This is a genomic window from Demequina sp., assembly GCF_047975725.1.
GTDB lineage: Bacteria > Actinomycetota > Actinomycetes > Actinomycetales > Demequinaceae > Demequina.
In genome coordinates this window covers 1-20,785 of sequence record NZ_JBKEED010000036.1, presented here as the reverse complement: position 1 = coordinate 20,785, position 20,785 = coordinate 1, and the positions used below count along the sequence as shown (strand labels likewise).

The 20,785-nt window shown below is 66.7% G+C and carries 15 protein-coding genes; 9 read left to right on the top strand and 6 right to left on the bottom strand.

Translation table 11 applies throughout. The annotated features are described in order from the left end of the window. Window positions 1-97 precede the first annotated feature (97 nt). Genes narI through ACK5NO_RS12845 form a run of 5 tightly spaced genes read right to left on the bottom strand, consistent with a single transcriptional unit; the run spans window position 98 to window position 7,624 of the window. Window positions 98-883, bottom strand: a complete 786-nt coding sequence (narI, locus tag ACK5NO_RS12865; protein WP_416813079.1) for a respiratory nitrate reductase subunit gamma — start codon at window positions 881-883, stop codon at window positions 98-100. Then, window positions 880-1,509, bottom strand: coding sequence for a nitrate reductase molybdenum cofactor assembly chaperone (gene narJ, locus ACK5NO_RS12860; RefSeq protein WP_416813078.1), 630 nt, complete (start codon window positions 1,507-1,509; stop codon window positions 880-882). Before narJ ends, narI begins: the two co-directional genes overlap by 4 nt. Further along, window positions 1,502-3,145 carry a nitrate reductase subunit beta gene (gene narH / locus ACK5NO_RS12855; RefSeq protein ID WP_416813077.1) on the bottom strand — a complete coding sequence of 548 codons (1,644 nt, stop codon included), beginning with the start codon at window positions 3,143-3,145 and terminating at the stop codon, window positions 1,502-1,504. Before narH ends, narJ begins: the two co-directional genes overlap by 8 nt. Beyond that, window positions 3,142-6,846 (bottom strand): nitrate reductase subunit alpha, encoded by a 3,705-nt coding sequence (locus tag ACK5NO_RS12850; protein WP_416813076.1) that lies wholly within the window; start codon window positions 6,844-6,846, stop codon window positions 3,142-3,144. Before ACK5NO_RS12850 ends, narH begins: the two co-directional genes overlap by 4 nt. 37 nt (window positions 6,847-6,883) lie before the next feature. Then, a complete protein-coding gene (locus tag ACK5NO_RS12845; protein ID WP_416813075.1) occupies window positions 6,884-7,624 on the bottom strand; it encodes a helix-turn-helix transcriptional regulator in 741 nt (246 codons plus the stop codon). A 327-nt stretch (window positions 7,625-7,951) separates the two neighbouring features. Here ACK5NO_RS12845 and ACK5NO_RS12840 point away from each other — a divergent pair, with 327 nt between their 5' ends. Further along, window positions 7,952-9,313, top strand: a complete 1,362-nt coding sequence (locus ACK5NO_RS12840) for an MFS transporter (protein WP_416813074.1) — start codon at window positions 7,952-7,954, stop codon at window positions 9,311-9,313. 97 nt (window positions 9,314-9,410) lie between these two features. Here the strand turns inward: ACK5NO_RS12840 and ACK5NO_RS12835 are convergent, their stop codons facing one another. Beyond that, window positions 9,411-9,956 (bottom strand): PH domain-containing protein, encoded by a 546-nt coding sequence (locus ACK5NO_RS12835; RefSeq protein ID WP_416813073.1) that lies wholly within the window; start codon window positions 9,954-9,956, stop codon window positions 9,411-9,413. Between the two features lie 183 nt (window positions 9,957-10,139). On the opposite strand from ACK5NO_RS12835, the gene ACK5NO_RS12830 reads away from it, so the two are divergent. The 8 genes from ACK5NO_RS12830 to ACK5NO_RS12795 all read left to right on the top strand — a co-directional run. Continuing rightward, window positions 10,140-11,759: a circularly permuted type 2 ATP-grasp protein gene (locus ACK5NO_RS12830; protein ID WP_416813072.1), complete on the top strand. Its 1,620-nt coding sequence runs from the start codon at window positions 10,140-10,142 to the stop codon at window positions 11,757-11,759. Next, a complete protein-coding gene (locus ACK5NO_RS12825; protein ID WP_416813071.1) occupies window positions 11,753-12,676 on the top strand; it encodes an alpha-E domain-containing protein in 924 nt (307 codons plus the stop codon). Before ACK5NO_RS12830 ends, ACK5NO_RS12825 begins: the two co-directional genes overlap by 7 nt. Beyond that, the gene (locus ACK5NO_RS12820; protein ID WP_416813070.1) at window positions 12,673-13,509 is read left to right on the top strand and encodes a transglutaminase family protein; all 837 of its coding nucleotides are present in this window, start codon (window positions 12,673-12,675) and stop codon (window positions 13,507-13,509) included. The genes ACK5NO_RS12825 and ACK5NO_RS12820 overlap by 4 nt, the downstream gene beginning before the upstream one ends. A gap of 208 nt (window positions 13,510-13,717) precedes the next feature. Further along, window positions 13,718-14,335: a hypothetical protein gene (locus ACK5NO_RS12815; protein WP_416813069.1), complete on the top strand. Its 618-nt coding sequence runs from the start codon at window positions 13,718-13,720 to the stop codon at window positions 14,333-14,335. Between the two features lie 455 nt (window positions 14,336-14,790). Continuing rightward, window positions 14,791-15,417, top strand: coding sequence for a hypothetical protein (locus tag ACK5NO_RS12810; protein WP_416813068.1), 627 nt, complete (start codon window positions 14,791-14,793; stop codon window positions 15,415-15,417). Window positions 15,418-15,882: 465 nt separating this feature from the next. Next, on the top strand, window positions 15,883-16,971 hold the full coding sequence (pheS, locus tag ACK5NO_RS12805) for a phenylalanine--tRNA ligase subunit alpha (protein WP_416813067.1): 1,089 nt from the start codon (window positions 15,883-15,885) through the stop codon (window positions 16,969-16,971). Beyond that, window positions 16,971-19,571, top strand: coding sequence for a phenylalanine--tRNA ligase subunit beta (pheT, locus tag ACK5NO_RS12800; protein ID WP_416813066.1), 2,601 nt, complete (start codon window positions 16,971-16,973; stop codon window positions 19,569-19,571). Before pheS ends, pheT begins: the two co-directional genes overlap by 1 nt. Window positions 19,572-20,390: 819 nt before the next feature. Further along, the coding region (locus ACK5NO_RS12795) for an FBP domain-containing protein (protein ID WP_416813065.1) at window positions 20,391-20,785 on the top strand (395 nt) is incomplete at its 3' end.

Here is a 20,785-nt window from a genome sequence, read left to right as displayed (position 1 = left end):
CCTCGGGGACTCTTGTCAGTGTAGGTCGGGGCATGTTGCCGACTCATTGCCGTGGCCTCGCAGCAGTCGGGACGCGGCAATGAGTCGGGTGGCGGCCTCAATCCCTGCGCGACGGCTCCCAGCCGCGGCGCGGGGCACGCGAACCCGTGGGGTGCGACTCGCGCTTGCGGTACACGATGTAGGGGCGTGCGAGGTACTGGATGGGCGCCGAGAACACGTGCACCAGCCGGGTGAAGGGCCACAGGGCAAACATGAGGAACCCGGCGACGACGTGCAGCTGGAAGATCATGGGCGCTGCTGCCATGGCCTCCGGCTGCGGCTGGAACATGAGGATGGAGCGGAACCACACCGCCACATCGGCGCGGTAGTTGTGGCCCTCGCCAAAGATGCCCGAGGCATACCACGACACCAGCACGCCCAGCAGGATGGTGAGCCCCAGGAAGACGTACATGAGCTTGTCGCTCACGCTCGTGCGCTCGAGCACCCGGGTCACGGTGCGACGGCGGTAGATCAGCAGTGCCAGGCCCACGACGGTTGCTGCGCCGGCCGTGAGGCTCAGCGGCACCGTGAGTTGGTGATACGTGTGCTCGGAAATGCCGATCGCCTCGGTCCATGACTCGGGGATCATCAAGCCAAGGATGTGGCCGGCGATGACCGCGAGAAAGCCAAAGTGAAACAGCGGGCTCGCAATGCGTAGCAGGCGCTTCTCGTACAACTGGCTCGAACGGGTGGTCCAACCAAACTGGTCGTAGCGGTAGCGCCACACCAGCCCCACGATGAGAATCGCGACGCACACGTACGGCAGTGCAATCCACAGCAGTTCGTTGGCGACGTTGGGCTCTGGGAACTCGGTGGCGTCGAGCGGGACAGCGAGGGCGTTCATCGACGGCCTCCGGTGGGTTCAAGGTTGGGCACGAGGGCGAAGGGATCGAGGCCGACGGCCTCCTGTGGCGCGCCCATGCGGGCCAGGGTGGCCATGCGGTCGCGAATCTCAGGGGTGATCTCCGGCAGAGTGGCCAGGACGGCCTCGACCACGTCTGCGTAGGGTGAGCCGTACGAGGTCAGCGCCTCGCGCAGCAACCCGATCGAGACACGATGCTCGACCAGCAGCGCCTCTCCGGTGAGCACGTCGCCACGGGCGGCGAACTCAAGCACCACCGACAGGTGGTCAGGCAGCTCCTCGGGGCCCAACTCGTAGCCGTGGCTCAGATAAGCCTGCTTGAAGCGCAGTAGTGCGAGGCCACGATTGCGGGTGTCGCCGTCGGTCCAGTAACTGAGGTACGGGCAGGCCCTTCGCTTGGTGTCGAAGGTCGCGACGTACTGGCGCTGCAGGTCGGTCAGGTCGCCCTCACGCAGTTGCTGCGTGAAGCGCAACAGCGGCTCGGAGACCTTGGGCGGGGCCTGAGTGGCGACCGCTTCGATCTGGTCCAGGCGACCCAGCAGTTCCTCGTCCGGGTACCACAGCAGCCAGGCCGCAGCCAGGCGGGCGGCGGCAATCGTCTCAGTCATCAGCCTTCCTCACCTTCGGCATGCCCATCGCAACGCCCTTGCCATTCCAATGCGGAAGGTCGGTGCGTGTCGACGTCACCGACACCGGCTCGCGCTGTTCCTTTTCCACGGCCTTGAGCAGGTGGAAGCTCTCGGCGGAGACCTTCTGGGGCCCGGGGGGCGCGGCGTACTGACCGGGACCACCCTCTTCGTCGAGCGCACAGCCCATGGCGTCGAGGTCCGCGGCCACCTCGGCGTGAGCCGAGGGGATCACGTAGCGGTCCTCGTACTTGGCGATGGCGAGCAGGCGATACAGGGCCAGCATTTGCGCCTCGGTGAGTCCCACGCGCTCGGCGAGAGACGCATCGGCCGTATCGCCCAGGTTCTGGTCGCGCATGTAGGAGCGCATCGCGGACAGGGTGTCGAGCGAACGCAGCACCGGTCCCACGTCGCCAGCGGTGAACAGTTCCGCGAGGTACTCGACCGGGATGCGCAGGCTGCGCAGCGCACCGAACAGGTTGTCGGCGTCCTCCGCGTCGTTGCCCGTCTCGCGCAGGGCGTCGACGATGGGCGATAGCGGCGGGATATACCAGACCATCGGCATGGTGCGGTACTCAGGGTGGAAGGGAAGCGCGACGCGGTATTCCTTGGCGAGCTTGTACACGGGCGACTTCTTGGCCGCCTCGAGCCAGTCTTCCTGAATGCCATCCTTGCGGGCCTGTGCCTGCACCTCAGGGTCGTTCGGGTCGAGGATGAGGTCGAGCTGGGCCTCGTAGAGATCCTGCTCGTTGGGCGTGGCGGCCGCTTCCGTGACGCGGTCGGCGTCGTACAGGAACAGGCCCAGGTAGCGCAGGCGGCCCACGCACGTCTCGGAGCAGACCGTGGGTTGGCCGGCCTCGATGCGGGGGTAGCACAGCGTGCACTTTTCGGCCTTGCCAGTGCTGTGGTTGAAGTAGACCTTCTTATAGGGGCAGCCGGTCACGCACATGCGCCACCCGCGGCACTTGTCCTGGTCCACCAGCACAATGCCGTCTTCGACTCGCTTGTACATCGCGCCGGACGGGCACGAGGCCACGCAGGCCGGGTTGAGGCAGTGTTCGCAGATGCGCGGCAGGTAGAACATGAACGCCTGCTCGAACTCGAACTTCACGCGATCCGTGACGTCGTCCTTGATCTTGCGGATGACCGGGTCCTGAGGGGCATACTCGGGGGCGCCGCCCAGGTTGTCGTCCCAGTTGGCCGACCAGCGGATCTTCATGTCCTCGCCCGACAGCGCCGACTTGGGCGTGGCGACGGGCGTGTGCTCAGTGCTGGGGGAGTTCAGGAGCGTGTCGTAGTCATACGTCCACGGCTCGTAGTAGTCGCCCACCTCGGGCAGCAGGGGGTTGGAGAAGATCGAGGCGAGTCGCTTGAGGCGACCGCCCTGCTTGAGCTTCAGGCGTCCCCGCTTGTCGAGTTCCCAACCGCCCTTCCACTTGTCCTGATCCTGGTACGTGCGCGGGTATCCCAGACCGGGGCGGGTCTCGACGTTGTTGAACCACACGTACTCGACGCCGTCGCGGTTGGTCCAGGCCTGCTTGCAGGTGACGGAGCAGGTGTGACAGCCGATGCACTTGTCGAGGTTCATCACCATGCCGACTTGAGCCATGACCTTCATCGGTACTGCACCTCCTGGTTGTCGCGGCGACGGATGAGGGTGACCTCGTCACGCTGGTTGCCTGTGGGGCCGTAGTAGTTGAAGGCGAACGCGAACTGCGCGTAGCCGCCAATGAGGTGGGTGGGCTTGAGGATCAGCCTTGTGAGCGAGTTGTGAATGCCCCCTCGCTTGCCGGAGCGTTCGGTCAGCGGCACATCCACCAGCCGGTCCTTGGCGTGGTACATGTACACCGTGCCGGGCGGCATGCGGTGAGACACGACGGCACGGGCCGCGACCACGCCGTTGCGGTTGTACGCCTCGATCCAGTCGTTGTCCTTGACGCCAATCGCTTGGGCATCCTCGACGGACATCCAGACGTCGGGGCCGCCTCTGGACAACGACAGCATGTATTGGTTGTCCTGGTAGTTCGAGTGAATCGACCACTTCGAGTGGGGGGTGAGGTAGCGAACGGCGACCGATGCCGCATCGGCTTGCGGACCATCCTGAGAGATGCGTGCCATGTTCAGCGGCGGCCGATAGGTGGGCAGCTGCTCGCCCAGTTCGGTGATCCAATCGTGGTCCAGGAAGAACTGCTGGCGCCCCGTGAGAGTGTGCCAGGGCTTGAGGCGCTCGACGTTGATAGCGAACGCCGTGTAGCGCCGGCCGCCGTGCTCGGAACCCGACCACTCGGGGCTCGTGATGACGGGCACCGGGCGGGACTGGGTGTCCGCGAACGTGATGCGCTTGCCCTCGTTGTCCTCGGCGAGGTCTGCCAGGCGCTGTCCCGTGCGCTTTTCCATGTCGCGGAAGCCCTCGACGGCGACGCGGCCGTTGGTGGTGCCCGACAGGGCGAGGATCATCTCGCAGGCCTCGGCCGCAGTCAGGATGGACGGGCGCCCGGCCATGGGGCCGTCGGCGATCACGCCATTGACCTGACCGAGCAGTTCGATCTCGGGGGACTGGTTGAACTTCACGCCCTTGGTCGCGGTGCCGAGCTTCTCGATGAGCGGGCCAATGGCCCCCATCTTGTCGCCGAGCGTGAGGTAGTCGCGCTCGACCACCACGAACTTGGGCGCGGTCACGCCAGGGATGACGTCGGTGCCCTCGTCCTTCCAGTCGCGCACCACGCCACCGGGCAACGCCATCGCGTCAGGGGTGTCGTGCTGAAGCGGCGCGCACACCAGGTCGTGCCGCTTGCCCAGGTGGCCCACCGACAGACGGCTGACCTCACGGCCGAGCTCCTGGAACGTGTCGTAGTCGGACTTGGTCTCCCACGGCGGCGAGATGGCCGGCGTGAAGGCGTGGACGAACGGGTGCATGTCGGTGCTCGACAGGTCGTGCTTCTCGTACCAGGTGGCGGCCGGGAAGATCACGTCCGAGAACACGCCGGTCGACGTCATGCGGTAGTCGATGTCGACCAACAGGTCGAGCTTGCCGCCCTCCGGATCGTCGCGCCACGTAACCTCGTCGGGGCGGCGCTGCTCGGGGGTCTGGTCGGCGTCGACCGAGTGGTCGGTGCCGAGCAGGTGCCGCAAGAAGTACTCGTTGCCCTTGGCGGAACTTCCCAACAGGTTGGCACGCCACACGGTGAGGACGCGGGGCCAGTTCTCTTCAGCGTCGGGGTCCTCGATAGCGAACTTGATCTCGCCGCTCTTGAGGCGAGGTGCCAGGTACTCTGCCGGCGTCTGACCAGATTCCTGGATGGCGTCACCGAGGTCGAGCGAGTTGACGTTGAGCGAGGGGAACGACGGCATCCAGCCCGAGCGGGCCGACTGCGCCAGCGTGCCGATCATCGACTTGCCGGCAAACATGCCCTTGCCCAGGGGAGAGGCGATCGCCTCGGGCCCGAGCCCGTCGTACTTCCACTGGTTGGTGTGGGTGTACGCCCAAGCGGTCGTGATCATGTGGCGCGGCGGGCGCGACCAGTCGAGGGCGTTGGCGAGAGCCGCCCAGCCGGTCTGCGGACGGCACTTTTCCTGGCCCACGTAGTGGGCCCAGCCGCCGCCGTTGACTCCCTGGCAGCCCGTGAGGGTGATGAGGGCGAGGAATGTGCGGTACGTCTCGTCCGAGTGGTACCAGTGGTTGGTGCCTGCGCCAAGGATGATCATCGAGCGGCCGCCGGACTTCTCGGCGTTGTCGGCGAACTCGCGGCCCACGCGCTCGACCAGCGAGGCCTTGACGCCCGTGATCTCTTCCTGCCACGCGGGCGTGTAGGGCTCGGGGTCGTCGTACCCGGTGGGCCACTGGCCGGGCAGGCCGTCGCGGCCCACGCCGTACTGGGCGAGCATGAGGTCGTACACCGTGGTGACCTTGCGCTCGCCCGTGGTGGTCTCGAGGGTGCCGGTGGGGACACCGCGCCGATGCGCCGAGCCGCCCTCGTTGTCGTCCTGGTTCACGTCGAACCGCGGCAGCATGACCTCGACGTTTTCGGTACCCGTCGCTCCGTAGAGCGACAGGGCTGGGTCGATGCCCTCGAGGTCGAGGTTCCACTTGCCCTCGCCCTGCTCCCCGTAGCGATCACCCAGCGTGCCGTTGGGCACGCGGAGTTCGCCGGACTCGGCGTCGATGAGGACCGTCTTGAAGGCCGCGTTCTCACTCGTGTCGCCCATGTCGGCGGCCGTGACGAACTTGTCGGGAACCCACGAGCCTTCGTGCTCGCGCAGGGAGACCAGGAACGGCAGGTCGGAGTAGCGCTTGACGTAGTCGACAAAGCGCGGCACCTGCCGGTCGATGAAGAACTCCTTGAGGATCACGTGGCCCATGGCCATCGCGACCGCACCATCGGTGCCCGGGTGGGGGTTGAGCCATTCGTCGGCGAACTTGGTGTTGTCCGCGTAGTCGGGGGAGACGGTGACGACCTTTTGGCCGCGGTAGCGGGCCTCGGTCATGAAGTGGGCGTCAGGGGTGCGGGTCACGGGGACGTTCGCGCCCCACATGATGAGGTAGCTCGCGTTGTACCAGTCAGCCGACTCGGGCACATCGGTCTGGTCGCCAAAGACCTGCGGCGAGGCGATGGGAAGGTCGCAGTACCAGTCGTAGAACGACAGCATCGAGCCGCCGAGCAGCGAGATAAAGCGGCTGCCAGCGGCGTGCGAGGCCATCGACATGGCGGGGATGGGGGAGAAGCCAAAGACGCGGTCGGGGCCGTGGCGCTTGACGGTGTGCACGTGGGCGGCCGCGACAATCTCCTTGGCCTCCTTCCACGACACCCGCACCAGGCCACCCTTGCCGCGGGCGCGCTGGTAGCCCGTCCTGGCCACCGCATCGTCCTGAAGGGCCGCCCAGGCGTCGACGGGGTCGGGGTGCTGGGCCTTCTTGGCGCGGTACGCCTCGAGAAGGGTCGAGCGGATGTACGGGTACTTCACGCGCGTGGGCGAGTAGGTGTACCAGCTGAAGGCGGCGCCACGGGGGCAGCCGCGGGGCTCGTACTCAGGGCTGTCGGGGCCCGTGGTCGGGTAGTCGGTCTGCTGGGTCTCCCAGGTGATCACGCCGTCCTTGACGTAGACCTTCCAGGAGCACGATCCGGTGCAGTTGACGCCGTGAGTCGAGCGGACGATCTTGTCGTGGCTCCAGCGGTCGCGGTAGAAGACGTCGGAATCGCGGCCGCCGTCCAGGGTCACGGTGCGCTGGTCGTCGCTGACCTCGCCCTTGTGAAGGAACCTTCCCGCATTGATCAGGAAGCTGCCGGCGATCGAGGTGTCGGCGGGTTCGGTGGTGGTCATGCATGCTCCTCGGTGGGACGGGGCGTGGAGGGGGCCCCTACAGGGTGGCGGGGCTATTGGGGGTGGTGGGACTGCTCGGGATGGAAAAGACGGGCTGGACATCGGGGCGGGTCAGGCGGGCGCGGCACACGCCGGGGCGCACCCAGACGTCGACGCCGCTGAGCCTCACCGGCTGCTCGGAAGACTCGAGGACGGAGTGCACCAGTTCTGCGTGGATGGCGCAGATCTGAGGGTTGTCGGTGATGAGCTCGGCATAGGGGCAGCCGGTCATGGTGATCTCGTCGCCAATGCGGTTGCGGCTGACGTCGAATCCCACGTCCTGCAAGGCGGCGACGGCGTTGTCGACGGCCTGGTCGAGGTCGTCCGCCGGGCGTGCGTAGGTCGATCCTGGGGTCCAGGATTCCGCAGCGGACTTGGCGATCGCATCGGCTTCCGCCTGGGTGAGGGCGACCTTGAGCTCGGTCGCCAGTTCGTCGAGGGGGAACAACCGGCCAGGAATGGGCGCGTACTGGGTGCTGGGCCGGCCGCGACCGCCTGTGCGCACCCGCGTGCGGATCACGAGGCCGTCGTCGGCGAGCGATTCGAGGTGGTTGCGGACCGTGTTGGAGTGCAAGTCCAGTCGCGCGGCGAGCTCCGTCACGGTGACCGGTTCGCCGGCGGAACGCAGGCCCTGAACGACGCTGCGGCGAGTGGTCAGGGCGCCCGAGTCCGCAGCCATGCTGTGCTGGGACGCCGCTGTCCGCAGAGCATGTCCGATGCGCTCGCCGTCGGGGCTCATAACCACCTTCCTAGCACGCCGACACCGGTGTGCGCCTTTATTACACCACACGCTGGAGCAGATGTAATAAACATGTAGCATGTGCTGGGTAAGCGCAGTTGAGGTTTCCCCAATACCGTGATTTACGTGCGAGTTCAGTGTTGAAAATCGTGCATTGACCTCGTTCCTGTGTCGTGTCGCACATGGTGGCACGACCGTGAAAAAACGCCCGGCGACCGTCGCCGGGCGGGTCACAACCGGCCGCCGTCCCCGGGGCGCCTTTCACGTGGCACCGACGTCTGATTTCCGGCACTCTGGGAGAGTCCGGAGAGGGAAAGGCACTCACTCATGACCGATGCAACGGCGCAACCGCCCACCAGGACGGGACGGGATTGGCTTCAGCAGTGGGACCCCGAGGGGCCCGACTGGAACAAGGCACTCGCGTGGCGCACCCTATGGATCACCACGTTCAACCTGACGCTGTGCTTCATCGTCTGGTTCCTTGTCTCCGCCGTCGCTCCTGTCCTCAACGACTTGGGCTTCGACATCTCGAGCGCACAGCTGTACTGGCTCACCGCCATGCCGGGGCTCGCCGGCGGTCTACTGCGTATGGTGTGGACATTCCTGCCGCCCATCTGGGGCACGCGCAAGCTCGTCACCTACACCACAGCGATGCTGCTGATCCCGATCGTCGGTTGGGCGATCGCCGTTCAGAACCCCGGCACCCCGTTCTGGGTGCTCATGATCCTGAGCTTCCTCACCGGTATTGGCGGTGGCGCCTTCGCGGGCTTCATGCCGTCGACCTCGTACTTCTTCCCCAAGGCCAAGTCCGGCACCGCGCTGGGCATCCAGGCGGGCATCGGCAACTTCGGTGTGTCCGTGGTGCAGTTGGGCACGCCGTTCATCGTGAGCTTCATGCTGCTCGGCGGAGCCTTCCAGGGCATCATTGGTGACTCGCAGCAACTCGTTGACGAGGCCACCGGTGCGACGGAGGAGGTGTGGTACCAGAACGCCGGCTACGCGTGGGCCTCACTGACCGTCATCGGTGTGATCCTGGCGTGGTTCATGCTGCGCTCCGTGCCTGTGAAGGTCTCGAAGGTCTCCGACCAGTTCGACATCTTCAAGAACAAGCACACGTGGATCATGACCGTGCTGTACGTCATGACCTTCGGCGCATTCTCCGGATTCGCTGCGGTGTTCGCGCTGCTCATCAAGGACACGTACGGCACGGCCGTCTTTGGTGAGGCGGGTATCGACCCGCTCAAGTATGCGTTCTTGGGTGCGCTCGTGGGCTCCGCCGCACGCGTGCTGTTCGGCCCCGTGGCCGACCGCCTCGGTGGCGGCAAGGTGACCGTGTTCTCCGCAGTGGGCATCGCCGCCTCCTGTGCCTGGACAGCGCTGCAGCTGTCGCCTGACTCGGTCGATGACTTCCCCAAGTTCCTGTGGGGCATGCTCGCGATCTTCTTCTTCTCGGGTGTGGGCAACGCCTCCACCTTCAAGCAGATGCCCTCGATCTTCGACCGCCGACAAGCGGGCGGCGTGATCGGCTGGACGTCCGCGATTGCCGCCTTTGGGCCGTTCTTCTTCTCGGTCATCCTGGCCTCGACCCCCGACGCGGCCCTGTTCTGGTGGTGGACCGCCCTGTCGGTCATCGGTATCGGACTGGCCTGGTTCTACTACGCACGCAACGGAGCCGAAAAGCCCTCGTAACCCGCGCATCGGCCCTGCTGCCGAGCTAAGAGACGCTCAAATGCCAGGAGCGCCGGACCCCTGCCGGGGCCGGCGCTCCTGGTGCGTGGGTGCGGACTTACTGGACGGAACCGGTATTCGGGTCCGCGTCGTTGTCGCGCTCGTTGTCGAGCGAGTCGAAGACCTCGTTGTAGAGCAAGGCGTGGACCTTCTCGACATCGGGGATGTCCTCGAACTCGAGCGGGTCGTCGGACGCGGACTCGATGATGAGCGTGCCGGTGCGGAACATCCGGTCGATCAGGCCGTGGCGGAACTGCACGGTGTTGATGCGCTGCATGGGGATGTCGATGCCCGTCTTGGTGAACACGCCGGTGCGGAAGATCACACGGCGGTCGGTGATCACAAAGTGGGTGGTGCGCCAACGGATCCACGGCGCGACGGCGAGCCAGCCGATGAGTACGGCGAACACCACTCCCGCAGCGATGCTGAGGCCCATCTCGAGACCGTCATTGAAGTTGCTGTTGGCGAGCCACCACCACAACAGGCTCACGCCCGCGATGGTGAGGACTGAGACCACGATGGGCCAGAACAGTGCCTTCCAGTGAGGGTGGCGGTCAACGACGATCTCCTCGTCGGGAGCAAGCAACGCGCGTGGGTATCCCATGAGCGCGAACGTAGCAGGGCGGTGGGCGCCAGGGAAGGGGACCCGCGCGGCGCGCCTCACGGGTATCGGGCGTGCCTGCGGCGTCGCGAGGATGTTCAGACGGGTATCAACCGGCGGTGGCTGGCAACGGGGCTGACATACGCTCGCCACGCGCCCGACATGATCCCTGGTTAGCGTGGGGTCATGACGGCAAGCGACGACGCGACCCCGTGGGCTGGCTACACCCCGGCCGCAGCGTGGGACGAGGCAATGGACGTGGACGGCAACGTGCGCGAGCCCTACCGACGCGTGTACGCGGAGATCGGGCGCATGTCTGGCGACGACCTGTACTCGCGTGCGGAGGCGCTCGCGAACACGTACCTCGCTCAGGGCGTGACGTTCGACCATGCGGGCGAGGAGCGGCCGTTTCCCCTGGACATCGTGCCGCGCGTGGTCGGCGCCGACGAGTGGGAGATCATCTCGCCCGGCGTGGGACAACGGGTCAAGGCGCTCGAGGCGTTCCTCGCGGATGTATATGGCTCGCAGCACTGCGTGCAAGACGGGGTGGTGCCGCGCCGGCTGATCGCGAGCTCGCAGTACTTTTATCGGTCGGTAGCCGGGGTCGAGCCCGCCGGTGGGGTACGGGTGCACGTGTCGGGTATCGACCTGGTGCGCGACCAACACGGCATTTGGCGGGTGCTTGAGGACAACGTGAGGGTGCCGTCGGGGGTCAGCTACGTGCTGTCGAACCGCCGCGCGATGTCGCAGATGTTCCCCGAGATGTTCGGGGCTATGGGGATCCGGCCGGTGCTCGAGTACTCGCGGCGCCTGCGGGCCTCGCTCGCGAAGTGCGCACCGGATGGGGTCGACGACCCGACGATCGTGGTGCTGACGCCTGGCGTGTACAACTCTGCGTACTACGAGCACTCCCTGCTGGCACGGACGATGGGCGTCGAGCTCGTCGAGGGCCGCGACCTCGAGACGGTCAACGGCCGCGTCTACATGAGGACCACGGCGGGGCGCCGACGGGTGGATGTGATCTATCGGCGCGTGGACGACGAGTACCTCGATCCGGTTGTGTTCCGGCCCGACAGTGCGTTGGGGGCACCGGGGCTCATCAACGCGGCCCGGCTGGGCAACGTCACGATCGCGAACGCGATTGGCAACGGCGTCGCGGACGACAAACTCATGTACACCTACATGCCCGACCTCATCAGGTACTACCTGAAGGAGGACCCCATCCTGCCCAACGTCGATACGTGGCGGCTCGAGGAGCCGGCGGCGCGGGAGGAGGTCCTCGACAGGCTCGACGAACTGGTGGTCAAGCCGGTGGACGGCGCGGGCGGCAAAGGCGTGACGATCGGGCCCAAGGCGTCTGGCGAGGAACTCGCTCAGGTGCGGGCGCAGATCACCGAAGACCCGCGAGGGTGGATAGCCCAGCCCGTCGTGCAACTGTCCACGGTGCCTACGCTCACGGACGACGGGCTCGAGCCGCGGCACGTGGACCTGCGCCCGTTCGCTATCAATGACGGCGACGACGTGTGGGTGCTGCCCGGTGGGCTCACGCGGGTTGCGCTGCAGCGCGGACAGCTCATCGTGAACTCCTCGCAGGGCGGCGGGTCCAAGGACACCTGGGTGCTGGGTGGAGTCAGGCATCGAGGCTCGTCGCAGCCTCCGCCCGAGTCGCGGGTTGAGCTCGCGGGGCTCTCGCCCGTGCCGCAGACAGCTCACCCGGAGGACTACGTGGCCGGCCAGCAGCAACAGCAGCAACAGCAGCAGCGGCTGGACCTCCCCGAGCCTGACGGACGGGAGGCGTCATGCTGAGCCGCATCGCAGAGTCGCTGTTTTGGATCGGGCGCTATGTCGAGCGGGCAGACAACACTGCGCGCCTGCTCGACGTGCATCTCAACGTGCTGCTCGAGGACCCGTGGGTGGACGAGCCCAGCGCCAATGCGTCGTTGCTGTCCGTGATGAGCTGCCCCGTCGAGGGGACGGTCTCGCGCGTGGATGTCCTGCGCCACCTCGCCTTTGAAGAAGACAGCGCGACCTCGATCGCTGGCACGCTCACAGCGGCCCGCGAGAACGCTCGGCGGGCACGCGAGGTGATCTCCACCGAGGTGTGGGAGTCGCTCAACACCACCCGCATGGACCTGCGCCGCTGGACCCACGCGTCGCGACCCCACGAGTACTTCGTCTGGGTCAGGGAGCGCGCCGCGGTGGTGTGGGGGCTGTCCTCGGCCACCACGTCGCGCGACGATGCCTGGCACTTCATGGAGTTGGGGAGGTCGCTCGAGCGGGCCGACATGATCGCGCGGCTGCTCATGACGCGGTCGCTTGAGGGCACCACGGGGCCCAACTGGACCACGCTGCTGCGCACCTGTTCCGCACACGAGGCGTACCTGCGCACGGTGCGGGCACTGGTGACGGAGGAGCGCGCCGCCGAGTTCTTGCTCATCGACAGGCTCTTCCCGCGCTCCATCGCCTACAACCTCGACCGCGCGGAGTCGATCCTGGGACAGATCGAGGGCGCCGAGTCCAACCGCGCACTCGCGGGCCGGGCGCGCCTGGCGCTGGGGCGTGCGCGCACCAACCTCGAATACAGCCCCGTGCGCGATGTGCTGGATGACTTGGTGACTCAAATGCAGGAGGTCCAGCGGGCCTGTGCCACCGCATCGGACCTGATCCGTGACCGGTACTTCCTGCCAGCCGCGACCGTGACCTGGAACCAGGAGGCGCTGTGAGCACCTTGCGCATCGAGCACCGGACGCACTTTCGGTACACGAGCGAGATCGTGTCGTCGTACAACGAGGCGCGGCTGACGCCCGCGTGGCTGCCGCGGCAACGCGTGCTGGACTCGCGGATCGACGTCAGCCCGCTGACCTGGTCGACCACGTACCGGGACTACTGGGAGTGCGACGTGATGGCCTTCGAGGTGCTGCAACCGCATCGGACGCTGACCGTGACCGGATCGTCGCTGGTGGAGGTCTTGCCGGCTCAGTCGCGGGCCGAGCGGGCGTCGTGGGACGCGCTCGAGGGGCCTCGGTTCCGGGATCTGCTGTGCGAGTACCTCGACAACAGCGAGACCACGGCTCCGCCGGCAGACCTTGCCGACTACGCCCACGAGGCGGCAGCGAAACTGTCGCCCGACGCGGCCGCGCGCGCCGTGTGCGAGCACCTGCACGACCAGGTGAAGTACGTGCCCGGCGCCACGTCGGTGCACACGGCCGCGTCCGAGGCGTGGGAGGCGCGGTCTGGCGTCTGCCAGGACTTTGCCCAGCTGGCGGCCGGCGCGCTGCGCTCGATCGGGATCCCGGCGCGGTATGTGTCCGGGTATTTGCACCCCAAGCGCGACGCGGCGATTGGCGAGACCGTCCAGGGCGAGTCGCATGCCTGGGTCGAATGGTGGGCGGGGGAGTGGATGGGCTTCGACCCGACCAACGACCGCGAGGTGGGCGACCACCACGTGGTCGTGGGTCGAGCGCGGGAGTACTCGGATATCCCGCCGCTGTCGGGCGTGGTGGCAGGGGCGACCGAGGAGCTCGAGGTCACGGTGTCGGTGACGCAGGTGGCCTGACCGGCCCTGCCCCCGTCAAATGGATCCATTTTCATCGCTTGTGTGCCGCCTTTCCCCGTCAAATGGATCCATTTGCTCGTGTGGAGCGCCTGCCTGCCCCGTCAAATGGACCCATTTGGCTTGTGAAGGGCCGATGCGGGTGTGGGGTTTGTCCACAGTGTGGGGGTTTGCTCTGGCGGGGTGGGGGTGGGCTCGCTAGGGTCGCGTCATGACTCGACGCGGGTGGAGCGTGGGAATCGTTGGCGCTTTCGTGTGCCTGGTGGTGGCTGCTTGCGGTGGTGATCCGGGGCCGGTGGTGACGCCGTCTCCGTCGCTGACGCCTACTGAAGTGGCGGCGACGGTGTCGCCGGTGCCGAGTCCGACCCCGACGCCAAGTCCGAGCGCGACGACGCTGACGGAAGCCGAGATCCTCGCGGCGATCCCAGAGGATGCCCGGCATGAGGACTACCCGTCGTCCGTGGCGTTTGCTGCCGAGTATCTTCGTCGCGCCAATAACGCCACTACTACTCATGATCTGGATTGGCTCGAGTATGTGTCGGACGCAGAGTGTGCGTACTGCACGCTTACCCGGCACCTCATCGAAACGGACATGGTCGCTGGCGTGTCGCGCCGAGGAGGGGACATGATGCTGGACGCGGCGGCCGCTCTGGGTGGATTACAGGTTGACGGTCGCTGGCGTGTAGAGCTTCCGGTCGAGACAACGGACGCCACCTACGTGGGTCCCGATGGTGTCGTCGTAGATGAAGTACCGGGTGAAGAGCTGACCATGTGGGTGTTCCTCGAGTACGTGAACGGTCACTGGAAGGTCATCGAGGTTGCGCTGTGATGGTGGTAGCGCTTTCTGTGCTGGTGACGTCCGCACTCGGACTTTCGGGCGCGACGCCATCTGGGGGCGTTGGGCTGCGTGTCGCCGTGCCGGAATGCGAGCTAGCTCACCTTGATTCGAGTCGCGAGCAAGCCGCAAGAGCATGCAAGGACAGGTTGGAGTACGCGGTGGAGCTGATCGACGGCGGCGGATCGAGCGGCAGTTCCATGCGTTCCGCGGTCGTGGTGAACGCGCGATATCAGAGGCATCACAGTTGCGTCGACTGGTTTAGTACGCCTGGGGCGTCGGCGTCGGGGTTGTCGTGGGTGTTTGAGATCCCGACGTGTGTGGAGGTTCCGGATCTTGCTGGCTTCTGTCCGGATGGGGCCGCTCCGGTGCTGCCGTTGTGGCGTTCGATTGAGCAGCCGGACGACTCCTGGGGGCCGTGGACTCAGGTGAGCACATACTCGTGTCCAGTGGACCCCCTCCCGCCAGCGATCTTCGCTGCGTGGGAGCAGATGGTCATCGACCCGTCCCATGTGGCCTTCTACCCAGACAACGGGTGGGCGATCGCGGGGTTCGGCATCGTGCCCGAGATTGTTGAGGATCCGCAGACGGAAGCGGTGACGGTGTTGGGCACTGACGTGATCCTGCGTGCCACACCGACCGCATACAGCTGGTCCACCTCGGATGACACTGCACTGTCCATCGGTGCCACGGGCAAGGGCACGGAAGACAACGCGCTGAAGTTCGCTCGCAACCAACACCGGGCCACCATCTCCGTGACCACCACCTGGGAAGGCCACTACAGCCTCGATGGTGGCAGCACCTGGCGGGAGGCGCCGGGAGAGGCAACCACCGCATCGGCCCCAGTGGAGATTCACGTTCTGGCCCCGAGGGTCCGACTGGTGGACTGTGACCTGGAGGGTCGGTGCGGTTCAGGAAGGGCTGCGCCGAAAACCACGTTTACGCTGACCGACCCGGATGCTGACGGCGTCGACAACCACACCATCCCGTCAGACCAGATCGAGGACTACCTCGACACCCGAGAACGGGATCGCGCCTGGCGCCACAGCGAACGAGTCGACCTCACCGACCGCTAGCCGCGAACCGCCAACCCCTTTCACGATGAAAATGGATCCAATTGACCGTCGGCGGCAGCTCCGAGACCGAGCAAATGGATCCATTTGACGGAGAAGGGGCGGGGTGTGAGCGCTGAGGTGACCCGCGCATCGGCCCTCAACGGGGAACGCGCTACGCTGGGGGACATGAGTACGAGCGCGCGCCCCGCCATGCTGGCCGGCGCTGTCGCCGTGCCACGGGAGTCGGACGCGCCGATGCGCTCCGCACCTTCGCTGTTTATGTAGGCCCAGGGAGAACCCCTGGGCCGCCTAGGCGCAACTACGCCGCCTCGCCTGACCCCGCAACGCCACGCCACCCCACCACGCCCTCGTCGCGATGAAAATGGATCCATTTGACGGAGGGGCGGAGGGCGGAAGGCCGGGGTCGCGCCACGACACCGCCGGTAGACTTCCACCCGATCCCCCCAAGCCCCTGGAGTGGCTCCCATGACTGATCTGTCCCCCCTCGACGGCGCGGCCGTCGACGCGGCCGTCGAACAAGCGCTCGCCGCGATCGACGCCGCCACCACCCTCGACGAGCTCAAGGAAGCGCGCCTGGCCCACACGGGCGACAAGGCGCCGTTGACGGCCGCGAACAAGCGCATCGGCGGTCTTGAGCCTGCCGACAAGGCCGCGGCCGGAAAGACCATGGGCAAGGCCCGCGGTCGCGTCAACCAGGCCATCGCCGCGCGCCAAGAGATTCTTGAAGCAGAGCGTGACGAGCGCATGCTGGTCGAGGAGGCCGTCGACGTCACCTTGCCGGTCAACCGCGCGCTCAAGGGCGCCCGCCACCCCCTCGAGACCATGCAGGAACTCATGTGCGACAACTTTGTCGCGATGGGTTGGGAGGTCGCCGAAGGGCCGGAGATGGAGGCGGAGTGGTTCAACTTCGACGCCCTCAACTTTGACCCGGATCACCCTGCGCGCGAGATGCAGGACACCTTCTTTGTGGACCCGCCGGAGGCCGGGATTGTGATGCGCACGCACACGTCGCCCGTCCAAGTGCGGGCCGCCCTTGAGCGCCGCGACGCGCTCGAGCAGGAGGGCCGCGGCATCTACGTGGTGTGCCCTGGCAAGACCTTCCGCACCGACGAACTCGACGCGACCCACACCCCGGTGTTCCACCAGATCGAGGGCCTCGCGGTCGACAAGGGCCTCACGATGGCCCACCTCAAGGGCACCCTGGATGCCTTCGCAAGAAGCCTTTTTGGCCCGGAGGCCGTGACGCGGCTGCGCCCCAGCTTCTTCCCGTTCACGGAGCCCAGCGCGGAGATGGACCTGCGCTGCTTCATCTGCAACGGCAAGGACACGGAGTGCCGCACGTGCCGTGGCACCGGCTGGATTGAGTGGGGCGGCTGCGGCATGACCCACCCCAACGTGCTGCGCGCTGCGGGTATCAACCCGGACAAGTACACGGCTTTCGCGTTCGGCATGGGTATCGAGCGCACGCTCATGTTCCGTCACGGCGTCAAGGACATGCGTGACATGGTTGAGGGAGACGTGCGCTTCTCCCAGCAGTTCGGGATGGAGTTGTAATGCCCAAGATTCCGCTCAAGTGGCTTGAGGAGTCCGTGGACCTGGTCCCCGGACACACCGCTGAGGACGTCGCCGTCGCGCTGGCCAAGGTGGGCCTCGAGGAAGAGGGCATCGAGGGCGGCGGCATCACCGGCCCGCTCGTGATCGGCCGCGTGATCTCGCAGGTCAAGGAGGTCGCCTCCAACGGCAAGACCATCAACTACTGCCGCGTGGACGTCGGCGAGCACAACGATCCGGCCGGCCCGGGTCACAAGCCTGACAACAAGGAGGACTACCCCGAGTCCAAGGGCATCGTGTGCGGCGCGCACAACTTTGTCGAGGGCGACTGGGTGGTCTGCATCCTGCCCGGCGGCGTGCTGCCAGGCCCGTTCCCCATCGGCGGACGCAAGACGTACGGCCACTGGTCGGACGGCATGATCTGCTCGGTACGCGAGCTCGGCCTTGGCGATGACCACGACGGCATCATCGTGCTGTCCTCGCCCTCGGGCGAGTCCGCCGAGACCTTCCCCGGCCTGGTGAGCGCCGACTCTCTGGTGCCGGGCGGATCGGCCATCCCACTGCTGGGACTCGACGAGCAGACGCTCGAAATCAACGTCACCCCTGATAGGGGCTACAGTTTCTCGATTCGCGGCGTTGCTCGCGAATACAGCCACTCCACCGGGCAGGTCTTCAGGGATCCGGCCGATGCGCCCGTCACCGGGCAGGTCGGCGACGGTTTCGCTGTGGTCATCGAGGACGGCGCGCCCATTCGCGGACGCGTGGGTTGCGATCGCTTTGCCGCACGCGTGCTGCGCGGATTCGACCCGACGGCGGCGAGCCCGTCGTGGATGAAGCGCCGTCTTGAGCAGTCGGGCATGCGCTCGATCTCGCTCGCGGTGGACGTGACCAATTACGTGATGCTCGAGCTCGGTCAGCCGCTGCATGCCTACGACCTGGCCAAGGTGACGGCCCCGATCGTGGTGCGTCGCGCATCGGCCGGCGAGACGCTGCTGACCCTCGATGACGTGACGCGCGAGCTGCACGCCGAGGACCTGGTCATCGCGGACTCGGCCGGTGGGCACGGCGCGCGCGCCGTGGGGCTTGCTGGCGTGATGGGTGGCGCGGACACCGAGGTGTCGGACACGACCACGGACATCGTGCTCGAGGCCGCGCACTTTGACCCGATTACGGTGGCGCGCACGGCGCGTCGTCACAAGCTGGGTTCGGAGGCCTCGCGCCGGTTCGAGCGCGGTGTCGACACGGCGTTGCCGCCCGTCGCGATCGAGCGCGCGCTGCGGCTCATGCAGGAGTTCGGTGGGGGAGTCATCGAGGACGTGTACACGGACCTCGACTCGACCGTCGCCGCCGAGCAGATCGCGATGGACGTGGCGTACCCTGGCACGATTGTGGGCGTCGAGTACGCGCCCGACGAGGTGGTGCGGGCGCTCGAACTGGTGGGCTGCGACGTCGACCGTGACGCCGAGAGCCTGCTCGTGACGCCGCCCACGTGGCGCCCCGACCTGGAGGCCGCGATCAACCTGGTCGAGGAGGTCGCGCGCCTGCAGGGCTACGACGACCTGCCCTCGGTGCTGCCCGTCGCGCCGCCCGGGCGAGGGCTCACGCATTCGCAGAAGGTGCGCCGTTCGGTGGCGCGCACGCTCGCGGAGTCAGGGCTGACCGAGGTGCTGACGTACCCGTTCATCTCCGAGTCGCGGCTCGACGAGTTGGGTATCCCCGACGAGGATCCGCGTCGCGACTGGGTGGCGCTGGCGAACCCGCTGTCGGCGGAGCAGCCCTTCATGCGCACGACGATGATCGCGACGCTGGTGGACGCGGTGAAGGTCAACCTGGGCCGTGGCGAGCAGGATGTCGCGGTGTACGAGTTGGGCCGGTCGTACCAGGCCAAGGAGATCGGCGAGGTTGCGCGGACCTTCTCGGGCAGCGCGATCACGCCCGACGACGTCGAGGCGCTGAACAAGGCTCTGCCCGGTCAACGCCGCCGCGTGGGCGGCATCATGGCTGGCAACCGCGTGCGTGCGGGCTGGAATGGTGGTGCTGTCGCGTGGGATTGGGCCGATGCGCTCGCCGCTATCGAGCGGATTGTCGAGATCCCGGGTGCTGAGGTCACGATTACTCAGGGTGCGCGCATGCCGTGGCACCCGGGGCGTTCGGCGACGTACTGGCTGGATTCGGGGATGTTTGTTGGCCACGCGGGCGAGTTGCACCCCAAGGTGTGCGAGCGCTTGGGCCTGCCAGCGCGGACCGTGGCGTTCGAGGTCGTGCTCGACCCGCTCATTGACGCGACCGAGGGGCGCATTGCCGCGGCCGTGCCCGTGTCGCAGCAGGTGCTGGCCAAGGAGGACTTCGCGTTCGTCGTGGCCTCTGATGTGGCGGCGGGCGACCTGGTGCGCGTGGTGCGTGCCGCCGGTGGCGACGTGGTCGAAGACGCGACCGTGTTCGACGTCTACCAGGGTGCCCAGGTGGGTGAGGGCCTCAAGTCGGTCGCGGTGAACGTGCGCCTGCGGGCCGCGGACCACACTCTCTCTGCGGACGAGGTGCTCGCGGTGCGTGAGGCGATTGTCGCTGCTGCGGCGGCGGAGCTGGGGGCGGTGCTGCGGTAGGGCCGAATCGGGGAGCGCACCACGCCCGTTCGTTTCAATGCGCTCGCCTCGCAACCATTCTCAGCGCCGCGCCTCGCTCAGGCATTTCAGTCCCGTGGCATGTACCGCCGAATGAGACCGTGCTAGCAACGCTCCGCATCGATCGATCAGGTGTGGACAGGTCATACCCGAGTGCAACGCTTTCCTCCACGGCACCCGTGTGCACTGTCGCGGGCGTGCGGAATGCCCATGTGGCTTTGGTCGTGCCCCGCATGTCACCGCGGCCTGGGCAAACTCATACCCGTCGAGTTTGAGATGATCTACAGGACCGCAATCGCGGCCGGACGACTACACACCCCAAGCGTCAAGTGAACTCAGGGCAGACCGTGCGACGAGGAGAGTCGCGAATGGATTGCAGCAGCAACAATGGTGCCGATGGCCCAAAGTGGCGTGGCGTTGTCCTCAATCAACAGCCATGACTCCCGTAGCGCGCAAAACATGCGTCCGTCCCTGTCGTTCCAGTAGTTCTTGACTCTCGCGCCGGAGAACATACTGGCATCTCGACTTGCGGCACGGCGGCACGGACGGGGCGCCCTGCCGCTGGTTGTCGGCTCATGTAGTCGTCGACCTCTGACCCGGGCTCCTGCGCACCAGAACTGCTAACTGAGAGGCTTTAGACTTTTCGGGTGAGCTCTCAGGAGGTGGTCGGCGCGCGTTGCGCCGGCATCAGGTAGTCCCGCCCCGGGCTGCGCCATCCGGCGCGGCCCACAGCGTCGACCCTGAAAACTCCGCCCGCGTGTACTCCATGTGCGCCGCGGGCATCGCAGAAAGCGACACCTCATGCTTCCCCTGAACGACAAGGCCGTCCGCGCCTCCCTCATCAACGCGTCCCGTAAGGAGGTCTCCGACCTCACCATGCCCGCCGACTTCGACACCCTCGACTGGGACCGACTCGACCTCCTGGGCTGGCGCGACCCCAAGCTGGCGCGCCGCGCCTACGCGATCGTCCCCACGCTAGAGGGCGACCTCATTGGCATCCTGTTCCGCCACCCCGGTTCGATGCCGCGTACCCGTGCGCAGTGTTCTTGGTGCAACGACGCGACCCTGCCCATCGACGTGGTGCTATACAACGCGAAGCGCTCGGGCAAGGCCGGCAAGAACGGCAACACCCTCGGCTCGCTGATCTGCGAGGACTTCCAGTGCTCCGCCAACGTGCGGCGTCCTCCCAAGACCTG